General features: G+C 70.3%; 6 protein-coding genes. All 6 read left to right on the top strand.

Translation table 11 applies throughout. The features are described 5' to 3' along the window. The first annotated feature begins 159 nt into the window (after positions 1-159). The 6 genes from AB0D74_RS26705 (at position 160) to AB0D74_RS26730 (ending at position 15,476) form a co-directional block, all read left to right on the top strand. A complete protein-coding gene (locus tag AB0D74_RS26705; protein WP_362591944.1) occupies positions 160-1,716 on the top strand; it encodes a VCBS repeat-containing protein in 1,557 nt (518 codons plus the stop codon). Then, a complete protein-coding gene (locus tag AB0D74_RS26710; RefSeq protein WP_362591947.1) occupies positions 1,713-5,387 on the top strand; it encodes a LamG-like jellyroll fold domain-containing protein in 3,675 nt (1,224 codons plus the stop codon). Before AB0D74_RS26705 ends, AB0D74_RS26710 begins: the two co-directional genes overlap by 4 nt. A gap of 82 nt (positions 5,388-5,469) precedes the next feature. Then, positions 5,470-12,366: an HYD1 signature containing ADP-ribosyltransferase family protein gene (locus tag AB0D74_RS26715; protein ID WP_362591951.1), complete on the top strand. Its 6,897-nt coding sequence runs from the start codon at positions 5,470-5,472 to the stop codon at positions 12,364-12,366. A 5-nt stretch (positions 12,367-12,371) separates the two neighbouring features. Continuing rightward, entirely contained in the window at positions 12,372-12,641 is a 270-nt protein-coding gene (locus AB0D74_RS26720) for a hypothetical protein (RefSeq protein WP_362591954.1), read from the top strand. Positions 12,642-12,836: 195 nt separating this feature from the next. Continuing rightward, positions 12,837-13,724 (top strand): serine/threonine-protein kinase, encoded by an 888-nt coding sequence (locus AB0D74_RS26725; RefSeq protein WP_362591957.1) that lies wholly within the window; start codon positions 12,837-12,839, stop codon positions 13,722-13,724. A gap of 126 nt (positions 13,725-13,850) precedes the next feature. Continuing rightward, positions 13,851-15,476, top strand: coding sequence for a succinic semialdehyde dehydrogenase (locus AB0D74_RS26730; protein WP_362591960.1), 1,626 nt, complete (start codon positions 13,851-13,853; stop codon positions 15,474-15,476). Positions 15,477-15,546: the final 70 nt, after the last annotated feature.

Below are 15,546 nucleotides of genomic sequence, written 5' to 3' on the forward strand. Positions count from 1 at the left end.
TGTAAGGCAAAGATGGTCATGCTCTGCGTGGTTGCTGTGTGCAGCTTGTTTTTCGATCGGGCTTGACGTTCTTTATTTGGCTCGTATTTAGTCAGCTCTTACGTCATTCACAGGGTGGTCTTACCTGGGCTTGCCCGACGAAAAAACGAGGGGTGGAGTGTGCGTACGCGTACACATCTGGCAGGGAAACTGGCCGCGCTGGCCGGTCTTCTCCTGGCAGCGACGGGGGGCGTGACGCTGACCTCGCCGCAGGCGGCAGCCGCCACATGCACGGCGGGGACGGCGAGCGACTTCAACGGCGACGGCGTCCAGGACACGGTGATCGCCGACCCGGGCGCCACGGTGAACGGGGCCAGGCGTGCCGGTCTCGTACGGGTGGTGCTGGGCGGCGGCAAGGGCGTCTCGGAGATCTCGCAGGCGACCAGCGGCATGGACGCGACACCCGAGGCCGGCGACGGCTTCGGTACCTCCTACGCCGCCTACGACGCCGACGGCGACGGCTGCAGCGACCTGGTGGTCGGCGCGCCCTACGAGGACGTCGTCAGGGACGGCACGAACCTCGTCGACGCCGGGGCGATCTACATCATCCACGGCACGCCCACCGGCATCGGGACGGGCTCGGCGATCCAGGGCTACAGCCAGAACGGGTTCGACACCGCCACCACGACGGAGGCGTACGACTGGTTCGGCTACGCCCTCAAGGCGGGCACGACCGCGAGCGGATCGCCGTACCTGGTCATCGGCGTCCCCGGCGAGGGAGTCACCTTCGGCGGCACGACGTACGCCGACGCCGGCTGCATCGAGTACGTGCAGGGCAGCACCAAGGTCTCCGTGAACCAGAACTCCACCGGCGTGCCGGGCGATCCCGAGGTGAACGACCGCTTCGGCTACTCGCTCACCGGGACCAACCGCTACTTCGCGGTCGGCACCCCGGGCGAGGCCATCGGGGACGAGGAGTTCGCCGGCGGGGTCGCGGTCTTCAGCCACACCCTCTCCAGTGGCATGCCCACGCCACTCGTGGGTCTTTCGCAGGACAGCGACGGGATCGGCGGCGCGTCGGAGGCGGGCGACCGCTTCGGCTTCTCGGTCTCCATGACCGGGTACCGGCCCAGCGACCAGACGTACAACTCCGACGTGCTGCTGGCCGTCGGCGTGCCCGGTGAGGACATCGGGACCACGCAGGACGCGGGCGGGGTGGCGGTGATCCGCATCCAGCCGTCCGGCGCGTACACGCAGGTCGCGGCGTTCGACAACAGCGTCGCGGACGTCGAGGGCGACGCGGTCGCCGGTGACTTCATGGGCCAGCGCGTGGTGATCGCCAACACCGACACCAGCGTCGTGACCACCACGTCCGTCGTCCGGCTGGCCGTCGGCGAGCCCGGCAAGGACACCTCGACGGTCAAGGACGCGGGCGCCGTGCACATCTTCCGGCCGCTCGACACCGCCCTCGGCGCCAACGACAAGGAGCTCTTCCGCGGTGCGGGGCTGCCCGGCACCGCGACCGGCCGGGACTACACGGGCGTCGCGCTCGTGGGCGGCAGCGTCAACCTCTATGTGGGCGTGCCCTACAGCAAGGAAGCGGCCACCTCGAAGGGCGTCGCGTACGTCATGCCGTGGTCCGACATCGACGGCACCACCAGCACCGGGACCACCGTCCACGTGCCCGGAGCGGGCGGTCTGCCCGACGCCGGCTCGACCTTCGGGGTGATCGGGTGAACGGCCCGCAGAGCAACAGAGAGCACCGCACCATGAAGATCCGCAGGAGATCCGGCCGCCGTCCCCTGGTCGCGGCAGCCGCCGTGGCCGCTCTGCTGACGACCGCGCTGAGCGCCGTCCCCGCACCGGCCGCCGAGCAGACGCGGGCCGGCGGGAGCAAGACCGCGAGCACCTCCGCCGACAGCGGTTCCTCGCTCTCCCCGAACGCCGCCCGGACCAAGGCGAAGAAGTCCGGCAGGCCCGTCGAGATCCAGAGCCTGCGCGACGAACGCAGCACCACCGTCGCCAACCCGGACGGCACCTTCACCGTCAGCGAGTACGTCCAGCCCGTCCGTACCCGCGTCGACGGGAAGTGGACGGACATCGACACCACGCTGGTCAGGCGGAAGAACGGCACGCTCGCCCCGAAGGCGGCGCTGACCGCCATGTCCTTCTCCGGCGGCGGTGACACGACCTTCGCCGAGATCGAGAAGGACGGCCGCTCCGTCTCCCTCGACTGGCCCGACAGGCTGCCCGAGCCGAAGGTCGACGGCTCGACCGCGACCTATCCGAACGTGCTGGACGGCGTCGACCTCAAGGTCACCGCGAGCGCCGAGGGCTTCTCGCACGTGCTGGTCGTCAAGGACGCGAAGGCCGCGGCCGACCCGGAGCTGGCGAAGCTGAGCCTGCCGCTCGACACCTCCTCGCTGAAGCTGACGGAGACCGGGGACGGCGGCCTGACCGCCACCGACCCCGGCTCGGGCGGCGCGGTCTTCGAGGCGCCGCAGCCCTTGATGTGGGACTCCAGCCACGCGGCGAAGGACGACACGCCCGCCGCCGACGCCGCCGACGAGAACACCCAGACGCCCCCCGACGGCGCCCGGGTCGCCGACGTCGGCGTCGATGTCTCCGCGGGCGCGATGACGCTCACCCCCGACACGGACCTGCTCACCGGCCCCGGCACCGTCTACCCGGTCTACATCGATCCGGTCGTCAAGACCGCCACCCGCACGGGCTGGACGATGGTCTCCTCGCACTACTCGGGCACCTCGTTCTGGAAGTTCGACGACGACGAGGGCGTGGGCCTGTGCCCCTCCGACGTGTCGGTCCGGTGCAGCAGTTCGACGGACGTGAAGCGGCAGTTCTTCGCGATCCCCACGGGCACCTTCGCGGGCAAGGACATCGTCAGCGCCGAGTTCGCGGTGACCCAGGTCTTCACCTACAGCTCCGCCGCACGTGACGTGCAGCTCGCCCGGGTCAACAGCACGGGCGCGAGCGCGATCAGCTCGAAGACCGACTGGGACAACCAGCCGGCCTCCAAGGCCACGCTCGGCACCGACTCGTCCACGGCCAACGCCGGTTCGTGCACCGCGACCAACCAGAACGTCCGCTTCGACGTGAAGAGCACCGTCCAGACCGCGGCCGACAAGAGCTGGGACACCACCACGTTCCGGCTCAAGGCGGCCAGTGAGTCGGACACCTCGAACTGGAAGCGCTTCTGCGGCAACGCGCACCTCGAAGTGACCTACAACCGGCCGCCGGCGGAGCCCGACCAGGACGACCTGCAGATGAAGCCGGGCGGCACCTGCGAGTACGGCGCCGCCACCGAGCACTACGTGACCGAGGCCCCGCGCGTCTCCGCCGTGATCCGGGACTACGACCACGGCGACAACGGCTCCAACTCCGAGACGCTCCAGGCCCAGTTCAAGGTCTGGTGGACCAACTCCAGCGGCGACACGGTCACCCACTACGCGACGACGGCCAAGAAGACCACGGTGGACTCCAGCTGGAGCGACCAGACCGGCGTGGCCACGTTCTTCTACACCGTCGGCAGCGACGTCTCGGGCGACGGTGAGGCCGGCTTCAGCATCCCGGCGAACACCACCGTCGCCTGGTCGGTCCGCGGCTACGACCAGCAGTCGTACGGCGCCTGGTCCACCGACGGCGACCAGACCCGCTGCGAGTTCATCTACGACACCAGCAAGCCCAAGTCGGCCGCGATCACCTCGGCCCGGTACCCCGACGACGAGGCCTGGCACACCGGTGTCGGCGACTACGGCGACTTCACCATGGACTCGCCGTCCACCGACGTCACCAAGTACACCTACTACGTCACCGGCCCGCAGGCCGACAGCGCGAAGAAGACGGTGGCCGCCGACTCCACCGGCGGACCGGCGACGATCCGCTGGATGCCGCCGAGCGAGGGCACGTACACCCTGCACGTGACCGCGGTCGACGGCGCCGGCAACGCGCAGAAGACGCCGACCGTGCACGTCTTCCTCGTCAGCGACGGCCGCGCGCCCGTCGCCGCCTGGACCCTCGGTGACGCCAAGGGCGCCACGAAGGCGGCCGGCGCCAGTGGCACGCCCGCCGCGACCGCCGGCTCCGGAGCGGCCTTCGGCGCCGCGGGCCCGCTCGGCTCCACCGACACCGCCGCCTCCTTCGACGGCACCGAGAACGCCTACCTCGACTCGGGCACCGCCTCCGTCGACACCGGCAAGTCCTTCTCGGTGAGCGCCTGGGTGACGCTGCCGGCGCTGCCCACCCAGAACATGACCGTCGTCAGCCAGGACGGCACCGCCCAGCCCGGCTTCGAGCTCGGCTACGACAAGGACAGCGCCTCCTGGACCTTCCGCATCCCGGTCAGCGACATGGAGTCGCTGGGCACCTGGAAGGTCTCCGGCGCGACGGCCGTCGTCGGCAGCTGGACGCACCTGATCGGCGTGTACGACGCCGAGCTCGGCAAGCTGATGCTCTACGTCAACGGCGTCCTCGTCGCCGACGACGTGCAGGCCCGGCACACCGTGTGGAGCGCCGGCGGGGCCGTGCAGATCGGCCGCCGGCTCGACCTGGACGGCTACATCAACAACCTCAAGGGCAGTGTCGCGGACGTCAAGCTGCACGACCGGGTCATCCCGCCCACCGAGGGCCAGGAACTCGGCGGCATCCAGCCGCACCAGCTGGCCTACTGGCAGCTGGACGAGGCCGTGAACGGGGTCTCCCCGGAGACCGGCGGCGGCACCGGGCTGACCCTCGGCGGCGGCGCGTCCGTCTACGTACCGGACGAGTCCTGCGACCCCGAGGCCGACCCGGACTGCGTGCCGCCGGCCGCGCCGCTGTGGGGCGACGGGCACCTGGCGCTGGACGGCGTCAGCGGCTACGCCACCCGCGCGGGGGCCGGACCGCTCACCGCCCAGGACAGCTTCACCCTGACCGGCAGGGCCCGGCTGGCCTCGGCGAGCCCCACGACCGACGAGACGGTGCTGTCGCTCTCCGGCGCCAACGGCACCGCGATCAGGGTCAGGTACTCGGCGGCCGACGCCCGCTGGCAGCTGGCCGTGACCGACGCGGACTCCACCTCGCCGGTCACCGTCACCGAACTGGACAAGGGCGACGCCCCGAGCTCCGCGGGCGACGGCGACCACCTCGCCCTCGTCTACAACGCGGTCTTCGGCGACGTGCTCCTCTACGTCAACGGGGTCGCCGTCGTCGACGCCTCCTGGGACAACACCTGGGACTTCAGCACGACCAGCCTCCAGGTCGGCCGGGCGCTGACCGGGTCCTCGGCGGGCGAGTACTTCTCCGGTGCCGTGGACGAGGTGCGGATGTACCAGGGTCCGCTCGACGCCTCGCTGGTGGCGCTGGTCGCCGGCCTGCCGGGCGGCTCCAGCATCGACGAGACCTCGGCCTGACCGTCCCGCGTACGGGCGGGCGGCTCGACTGCGAGCCGCCCGCCCGTCTCCGCATGTCCATCTCTACCGATTAGGAGAGTCGATGTCCTCGCCTGCCTGGTTCCGGTCGCCACGACCGGCCTGGCGGAGCGGTCGCAGAAGGGCCGCGGTAGTCCTCGGACTGGCGCTGTCCATAGGACTGCTCCCGCAGTACGCCCCCACGGCCACCGCCTCCGGCAGCGGTGTCACCCGGCCCGAGACGCAGACCGACCTCGACAAGCCGGTGCGCGGCAGGAACGCCACCGCCAAGACCCTCAGGAAGACCGACCAGGCCGGGAAGGCCGCGGTCCGCAAGACGGCCAGGGCCCACTGGCCCGCGGCGGGCAGCGCCGAGGTCGACCTCGGCGCGAAGGCGGTCAGGGCCGAGGGCCTGCCGCTGACCGCCAAGGCGGCCGGCGGAGCCAAGGGCGCCGACTCCGTGCGCGTCCGGGTCCTCGGCCGCAAGGCCACCGAGGCGGCCGGCGTGGACGGCGTGCTGTTCACCGTCGCCCGCACCGACGGCGCCACGGCGGCGGGTCCGGCCCGGGTCTCCCTGGACTACGCGGACTTCGCCGACGCCTTCGGCGGCTCCTACGGCTCCCGGCTGCGGCTGGCCACGTACCCCGCGTGCGTGCTGACGACCCCGCAGAAGAAGGCCTGCTCGACGCCGACCTACCTGAAGACGGCGAACGACGCGGCGAAGCAGACGCTGACCGCGACCGTGCAGGCCGCCGCGGACTCCTCCGGCCCGGGCACCCAGCTCCTCGAAGCGGACTCGGCCAGCTCCTCGGCCGCGTCCTCCGCCACGGTCGTCGCGGCCACCGCGAGCAGCGGCGGCGACGGCGGCGACTACAAGGCGACCGGCCTCGCGCAGTCCTCGCAGTGGGGCGTCGACGCCAGTTCGGGCGCGTTCACCTGGTCCTACCCGATGGACGTCCCGCCGGTCCCCGGCGGCATGCAGCCGACCGTCGGCCTGAGCTACAACTCGCAGTCCATCGACGGCCAGACGGCGACCACCAACAACCAGGGCTCGTGGATCGGCCAGGGCTTCTCCTACGACCCCGGTTACATCGAGCGCAGCTACAAGGCCTGCGCCGACGACGGCCACGACGACGCCAACGGCGACGAGTGCTGGGCGTTCGACAACGCCACGCTGTCGCTGACGGGCGGCAGTTCGGGCCGGCTGGTCAAGGACGACAAGACCGGCGAGTGGCGGATCGGCTCCGACGACAACTCCAAGGTCGAGCACCTGACCGGCGCCACCAACGGCGACAACAACGGCGAGTACTGGAAGATCACCACCGGCGACGGCACCCAGTACTACTTCGGCCTCAACCGCCTCACCGGCTACGCCGGCGGCAACGAGGAGACCAACTCCACCTGGACCGTCCCGGTCTACGGCGACGACGCCGACGAGCCCTGCTACAACTCCACGTTCGCCGACGCCTACTGCACCCAGGCCTGGCGCTGGAACCTCGACTACGTCGTCGACCCGCACGGCAACGCCATGTCGTACTTCTACGGCACGGAGACGAACTACTACACGCAGGGCCTGAAGACCACCGAGAACGGCAAGGCCTACGTCCGCGGCGGCTACCTCAAGCGCATCGACTACGGCCAGCGCGACGGCTCGGTGTACTCCACGAAGCCCGCCGCCCAGGTCGTCTTCAGCACCGCGGAGCGCTGCGTCGGCTCGCTGACCGACTGCTCCGCCGACGCCCTCAAGGACACCACGGCCGCCGACTGGCCGGACCTCCCCTGGGACCAGAACTGCAAGGCCGACACCAAGTGCCCCGGCCAGAACTCGCCGACCTTCTGGACCCGCAAGAAGCTCACGAAGATCACCACCCAGATCCGTACGGGTGACGCGACGTACACCCCGGTCGACGCGTGGAGCCTCGCCCACGACTTCACCGACAACGGCGACGGCTCCAGGTCGCTGTGGCTCAGCAGGATCGACCACACCGGCAAGGTCGGCACCGACGCCTCGGTCCCGTCCGTCCAGCTGTACGGCACCCAGCTGCCCAACCGCGTCGACGAGACCGGCGACAACATCCAGCCCTTCTACCGGTTCCGCCTCTCCGGGGTGCAGAACGAGTCGGGCGGCGTGCTCGGCGTCAACTACGCCGCCAACCAGTGCACGACGGGCAACGTCCCCGCGGAGGACTCCTCCGTCAAGCGCTGCTTCCCGGTGAAGTGGAGCCCGCCGGGCGCCACCGAGCCGATCACGGACTGGTTCCACAAGTACGTGGTCGCCTCCGTCGTCCAGACCGACCTCACCGGCGGCAACGCAGACCAGGTCACCTCGTACACCTACCTCGGTGACGCGGGCTGGCGGAAGACCCCGGCCGACGGCATCACCAAGTCCGAGGACCGCACCTGGAGCGACTGGCGCGGCTACGGCCGGGTCCGGGTCGTCACCTCCGACGGCACCAACTCCGCCGCCAACACCCGTACCGAGCACGTCTTCTTCCGCGGTCTCGACGGCGACGTCGACAAGAACGGCACCACCCGCTCCGCGACCGTCACCGATTCCGACGGCGTCTCCTACGACGACTCCGACTGGAAGGCCGGCCAGGAGCTGGAGACGCTCACCTACAACGGCGACGACGTCACCGAGAAGTCGGTGACCGTGCCGTGGACCGCGGTGACCGCGACGGAGACCCGGGACTGGGCGACGTACAAGGCCCGTTACGTGGCGACGGGTTCCACCGACACCTACACCGCGCTCGCGGTGGGCGGCTGGCGGCACACCAGGTCGACCACGACCTACGACGACGCGACCGGCCGTGAGAAGACGGTCGACGACGACGGCGAGGTCGGCGTCGCCGACAACCAGTGCACCCGCACCGAGTACGCGGACAGCGCGAGCGCGCACATCTACACGACGGTCTCGCGGGTCGAGAAGGTCGGCGTCGACTGCGCGTCCACTCCCGACCGCTCCAAGGACGTCATCTCCGACGACCTGACCTACTACGACGGTTCGACGACGCTGGGCGCCGCCCCCACCAAGGGCGACCCCACCACGACCAAGCGTCTGTCGGCCCACGACGGCACCACGGCCACGTACCAGACGACCGCCGTGACGACGTACGACGCCTACGGCCGCCCGCTGGTGGTGAAGGACGCGGAGACGGCGTCGTCGTCGACGCAGTACACGTCCTCCACCGCCTACACGGACACCTACGGCCTGGCGACCAAGGCGACGGTCACCAACATCGACGGCTGGACGACGTCCACGGAGTACGCCCCGGCCTGGGGCCGGCCGACCGCCAAGACCGACCTGAACGGCCTGCGCACCGACCTCGCCTACGACGGCCTCGGCCGCCTGGTCTCGGTCTGGCTCCAGGACCGCCCCAAGGCGGGCAACTTCACCCCGTCCATCAAGTACGAGTACCTGATCCGCGGCGCCGACGGCCCGGCCGCCGTGCACACCCAGAAGATCGAGAACGACGGTACGTCGTACGGCAGCGAGTGGTCGCTCTACGACGGCTGGCTCAGGCCCCGCCAGGACCAGACGGAGGGCGAGGGCGGCCGGATGGTCGCCGACACGCTCTACGACGGCTCCGGCCGGGTGGTGAAGGTCAACGACACCTACTTCACCACCGGTTCCCCGTCCTCGACGCTCTTCGACCCGGTCAACGCCGACCTCGACGCGCAGACCGTCACCCAGTACGACGGCGCGGGCCGCACCACGGCCTCGGTCTTCCAGGTCCAGGGCACGGAGCAGTACCGCACCACGTACGCCTACGGCGGCGACCGCGTCACGACCACCCCGCCCAAGGGCGGCGTGAAGACGACGGTGGTGACGGACGGCCGGGACAACACCACGACCCAGATCCAGTACCCGACGGACGGCGCCGCGGTCACCACGTCGTACGGCCACGACGACGCGGGCCGGCTGACGGCCGTCACCGACGACAAGAACAACAAGTGGACCTATGCGTACGACCAGCTGGGTCGTAAGAAGACGGCCGTCGACCCCGACACCGGCTCGTCCTCGTACACCTACGACGCCCTGGACCGCCAGACCTCCGTCACGGTGAACGGCGACAAGACGTCGACGGTCTACGACGAACTGGGCCGCGCCGTCTCCACCTGGCAGGGCGAGGCCACCACCGGCACCAAACTCTCCGTCTCCAAGTACGACACGGTCTACAAGGGCGAGCTGTACGGCGTCTACACCTACAAGGACGGCGCGGTCTACTCGTCGGTGACCTACCCGACCCTGGACCCCGACAACGACTACGCGCCCGTCTCCACCAAGTACTACCTCTCCAAGACGGCCGAGCCGCAGCTGGGCGGGACGTACGAGTTCACGGCCCAGTACAACGACGACGGCACGCTCCAGAGCCAGGGCCTGCCCGCGACCGGCGGCCTGTCCGCCGAGGCGGTCGGATACGTCTACGACGACCTCCAGCGCCCGACCGGTCTCAACACCTCGCTGGGCGGCCTGAGTTACGTCACGGACGCGTCGTACTCGCCGACGTCGAACCTGGAGCAGCTGGAGCTGTACACGGGTGAGTCCACGGCGAAGAAGACGTGGATCACCAACGCCTACGAGGCGGGCACCGACCGCCTGACCAACTCGCGGGTGGACGTCCAGGGCGCGTCGAGCGTGGCCTACGACGCGAACTACACCTACGACGCCGCCGGTGACATCCTCTCCATCGCCGACACCCCGACGGGCGGCACGAGCGACGTCCAGTGCTTCTCGTACGACGGCCTGGGCCGCGTCTCGTCGGCGTGGACGTCGTCGGTCGCGTCGAACGACGCGAAGGGCACGGGCCCGGCGGACGCGTCCTGCACGTCGGGAGCGTCGCCGACGACGGTCGGGGGAGTCACCCCGTACTGGACCGACTACGGCTACGACACCATCGGCAACCGCACCACCGAGGTGCGCCACGGCCTGAACGGCGCCGCGACCTCGTCGCGCACGTACAAGTACGGCGAGACGGGCTCCGGCCCGAACGGCTCCGCCTCCGGCGCCCACACGGTCTCCTCGGTGACCGAGAAGACGGACGCGACCAGCACCACGCCCGCCGTCACCTCCCAGAACACCTACACCTACGACGCCACGGGCAACACGAAGACCCGCGTCCTGGACGGCGACACCCAGTCGCTGGCCTGGGACAAGCAGGGCGAGCTGACGACGGTCACGAACGCCGACGCCTCGGTGACGACGTACAAGTACGACGCGTCGGGCGCCCGGATCCTCCGGGACACCCCCACCGAGAAGACGTTCTACCTCCCCGGCACCGAACTCCACTACGACAAGTCCACGGCCAAGGTCACGGCGACCCGTTACTACAGCTTCGCCGGCACCACGGTCGCGATGCGGGAGGCGGACGGCGTCCACTTCCTCGCCTCGGACAACCAGGGCACCGCGCAGCTGTCGGTCGACGCGAAGACGGGTTCGACGACCCGCCGCCGCATGGACGCGTTCGGCAACGCCCGCGACGACTCCACGTCGTCCTCGTCCGGCTGGGTCAACGACAAGGGCTTCGTCGGCGGCACCGTCCAGAAATCCACGGGCCTGACCACACTCGGCGCCCGCGAGTACGACTCCGACACCGGCCGCTTCATCTCCGCGGACCCGGTGGTCGACTACACCGACCCGCAGCAGATCAACGGGTACGCGTACGCCAACAACAGCCCGATCTCCTACAACGACGCCTCGGGCCTGCGCCTCGCCGACTGCGTCGGCGGCTGGAACGAGTGCGGCCCCGGCCCCTCCACCCACCGCGGCGCGGTCGGCACCCGCGACAACGGCGGCTCGGGCAGCGGCACCGGAGGCGGTACGACCTATACGCCGGCCCAGGCGAAGGCGGACGACGCCAGAGCGAAGGAGGACTCCGCCAAGCAGCGCGCGATCGCGGTCGCCAAGGAACTCGGCAAGATCGCGATGGACGAGCTGGGCATCACCGACGCCCTCGACTGCTTCACCACCGGCAACCTGGGCGCCTGCGGCAACACGGCCCTCAACGTCGTCGGCTCCTTCCTCGGCGGCGGCCCCCTGGCCAAGCTCGCCAAGAAGTACCTCTTCCGCTGGGACAAGGCCGCATCCCTCGGCAAACGCATCTACGGCCTCGGCAAGGACCTCCTGAAGTCCTTCAAGGACTGGCGCAAGAGCAGAAAGGAAGCAGACCGGCTGGCGGAGGCCGCCGAGTCCTGTGTGGGGAAGAAGGCCAACAGCTTCACGCCCGGCACCAGAGTGCTGATGGCGGACGGTACGTCCAAGGCCATCGAGGACGTGAAGATCGGCGACGAGGTACTGGCCACGGATCCGGAGACCGGGAAGACCAGATCGGAGAAGGTCACCGCCGAGATCAAGGGTGTCGGCGTCAAGCACCTCGTCAAGGTCACCGTCGACATCCACGGCAAGAAGGACGGCAGGACCGCCTCGGTCACGGCCACCGAGAACCACCCCTTCTGGGTACCGGAACTGGGCGAGTGGATCGACGCCACCGATCTCCACTCCGGTGAGTGGCTGGCCACCAGTGCGGGAAGCCGCGTCCAGATCACCGCGGTGAAGCGCTGGACGGCCCTGACTGCGACGGTCCACAACCTCACCGTCAGCGCACTGCACACGTACTACGTGCTGGCGGAGTCGACTCCGGTCCTCGTCCACAACTGTCCTTCGGCCGGCGACGACGCCCCCGAAGAGATGATTCGGATGCGGCATTACACGAATTCGCGGGGTAAGGCGGGAATCGTCCAGAGCAAGGTCATCAGGGCGAGTGACCAGAACAAGGTCTTTCTCGTTCCGGCAAAGGGGAAGCCGATGAGTCCCCGTGATGCCGAGTCCACGCTGGGGATCGGTCGCGGCCGGGGAAATCACGTCCTGGAATTCGATGTTCCGGCCGGCCGGGTCAGCTCCAGATACAATTCGACGATGGGTATCACCGAATGGGTGGCAGACGGTGATCTTCCGGTCGAAAACATTCGGGTGAAAAGGTGACAGACATGAATCGGAGCATCCCTGTGGAACTGGCAGGGTTCACCGAACTGTTTCGTGATCTGGAGGAGTACGTAGTCTCCCTCGACCGGGTGCTGTCGCGTATCGGGGCGGGAGGAGATCCCCGCATACTCCTTGAGTATGTGGTGGGATACGGCCTTCCCGTGCGGTTGGCTCGCGCCCGTGAATTCGTGGGTGACTCCCTGGAACACGCCATCGGGGCGGAAGCTCTGGAGGAAATCGCTGATCAGGTCGAAGGGTACAGAGACCGAAAGTGATTCCGTTGTCCCGTCGCGGTTCTGACGGGGCCTGGCCGGGAGGCCCATCAGCCGAGGGCTGGTGGGCCTCCGCTGGTTTCGGGTGGCGCCACTTCCGGCGTCGGTCGGCTCGGCTCCACGGGATGGGGGCAGGCCGCCACGGCCGCTGACCGCGCCGCTTCGACAACGGCATGGTGGGCAAGGTACTCATGTGCCATGAGTGAAGACGGCGAACAGCCGGTCGAGGGACGTCTGATCGGTGGGCGTTACCGGCTTGCCGAGCGCATCGGGTCCGGGCCGGCCGGGACCGTGTGGCGGGCCCGGGACGAGCAGGACGGGAAGGACGTCGCCGTCAAGGAGCCCGGCCTGGCCGGTGAGCCGGAGGGCGAGGAACGGCAGCGCGCCGCCCACCGTCTGCTGCACGAGGCCCGGGCCGCCGCCCGCGTCGACCACCCGGCCGCCGTCGCCATCCACGACGTGCTCATCGACGACGAACTCCCCTGGGTCGTCATGGAGTTGGTGGAGGGGCAGACCCTGCACGACGCCCTCGCCGCCCGGGGACCCCTGCCGACCGCCGAGGCCGCCCGGATCGGGCTCGCCGTTCTCGGCGCCCTGCACGCCGCGCACTGCGTCGGCATCGTCCACCGTGACCTGAAGCCGTCCAACGTCCTCCTCGCGGCCGACGGCGACCGCGTCGTCGTCACCGACTTCGGCATCGGCGGGGGACAGGGCTCCGGCCCCTTCGACGCCCCGGAGTGCGGTGCGGGGCGCGGGGCGGGTCCCGCCTCCGACCTGTGGTCCCTGGGCGCGCTGCTCCGCGCCGCCACCGGCGGCGACACGCAGGACGCCCTGGGCCCGCTTCTCGACGGGCTCCTCGCCCCGGAACCGGAATCCCGGCCGACGGCCCAGCAGGCCGCCGAGGCGCTCGCCGAAGCCGCCGGAGCGCCCCTTCCGCGGTGGGTGACCGAACCCGCCCCCGCGCCACCCCCGCCCCCGGCCCCGGCCCTGGCCCCCGCGCCGCCTTCCCCGGCCCCCGAACCCCGCCGCCTCACCCCGCTCGCCGCCCTCGGCCTGCTCCTCGCCAAAAAACCGGAACGCGGCTGATCGTCCCCGCCCGAGGCGCTGATCAGCACGTTCTCTGCCAGTGATCACTGGCGGTGTGTGTGCGGTCGGTGAAACCGGGTTACCCACGGGTACCCAAAGGCCCCGCTCCCGAATACCCTGCGGCTCATGACGGACTCGCAGGCCCCGGCCCACGCACCGGCCCCCACCGGCACGAACCCGCTCGCCCCCGCCCCCGCAGGGGCCCGAACCGCCGCCGACGTGGTCACGCCCGAGCTGGTCGCCCAGCTCACCAAGGGTGTCGTCGGCTCCGGCCGTACGGCCAACCACACGCCCTTCACCGGCGAGAAGCTGGCCGACCTGCCCGAGTCCACCCCCGAGGACGTGGCCAAGGCCTTCGACGCGGCCCGCGCCGCGCAGGCCGTGTGGGCGAAGGTGCCGGTACGGCAGCGCGCCGCGGTCCTGCTCCGCTTCCACGACCTGGTCCTGGCCCGCCAGGCCGAGGTCCTCGACCTCATCCAGCTGGAGACCGGCAAGGCCCGCCTGCACGCCCACGAGGAGGTGCAGGCCGTCGCCGTCGCCGCCCGGCACTACGGCCGCAAGGCCCCCGCCTACCTCCGCCCCAAGCGGCACGCGGGCGCCATGCCCACCCTCACCAAGGTGACCGAGCTCCGCCACCCGCGGGGCGTGGTCGGCCAGATCGCCCCCTGGAACTACCCCCTCGAACTCTCCGTCGGCGACGCGCTCCCCGCCTTCGCCGCGGGCAACGCGGTCGTCATGAAGCCGGACACCGAGACCTGCCTGACCGCCCTGTGGGCCCGCGACCTCCTCATCGAGGCGGGGCTGCCGGCCGACGTCTTCCAGGTCGTGCTCGGCGAGGGCCCGGTCGTCGGCCCCGAGGTCGTCCGGCACGCCGACTACGTCTCCTTCACCGGCTCCACCCGCACCGGACGCGAGGTCGCCCAGGGCGCCGCCGCCCGCCTGGTCGGCGTCTCCCTCGAACTCGGCGGCAAGAACGCCATGCTCGTCCTCGACGACGCCGACATCGAGAAGGCAGCCGCCGGCGCGGTCCGCGCCTGCTTCTCCTCCGCCGGGCAGCTCTGCATCTCCATCGAGCGGCTCTACGTCCACGAGTCGATCGCCGACGCGTTCGTGGAGCGCTTCGCCGCCCGCACCAAGGCCATGCGCCTCGGCCGCTCCCTCGCCTACGGCGCCGACATGGGCTCCCTGGTCGGCGAACGGCAGCTGGAGACGGTCACCCGCCATGTCGACGAGGCCGTCGAGAAGGGCGCGACCGTCGTCGCCGGCGGCACCGCCCGCCCCGACATCGGCCCCTACTTCTACGAGCCGACCATCCTCGACGGCGTCGAGGACGCGATGTCCGTCTGCACCGAGGAGACCTTCGGCCCGGTCGTCTCCATCTACCGCTTCAAGACCGAGGACGAGGCCGTCGAGCACGCCAACGGCACGCCCTACGGCCTCAACTCGTCGGTCTGGACGAAGAACGGGGCCCGCGGTCGCGACGTCGCGGCCCGCCTGCGCACCGGCACCGTCAACGTCAACGAGGGCTACGCCCCCGCCTACGGCAGCGTCCAGTCCCCGATGGGCGGCATGAAGGACTCGGGCCTCGGCCGCCGCCACGGCTCGGAGGGCATCCTCAAGTACACCGAGGCCCAGACCGTGGCCCAGCAGCGCCTCCTGCCGATGGCCCCCTCACTGGGCATGGACGACGAGAAGTACGCCCAGTTCATGAGCACCAGCCTGAAGGTGATGAAGGCACTGAGGCTGCGCTGACCGACCTGCCTCCAGGGGCGCTGGGGGTCCCCCCCCGGCCGAAGGCTGGGGGAGGAACTGCGCGATCAAC

The organism is Streptomyces sp. NPDC048278, from assembly GCF_040652195.1.
Taxonomy (GTDB): domain Bacteria; phylum Actinomycetota; class Actinomycetes; order Streptomycetales; family Streptomycetaceae; genus Streptomyces.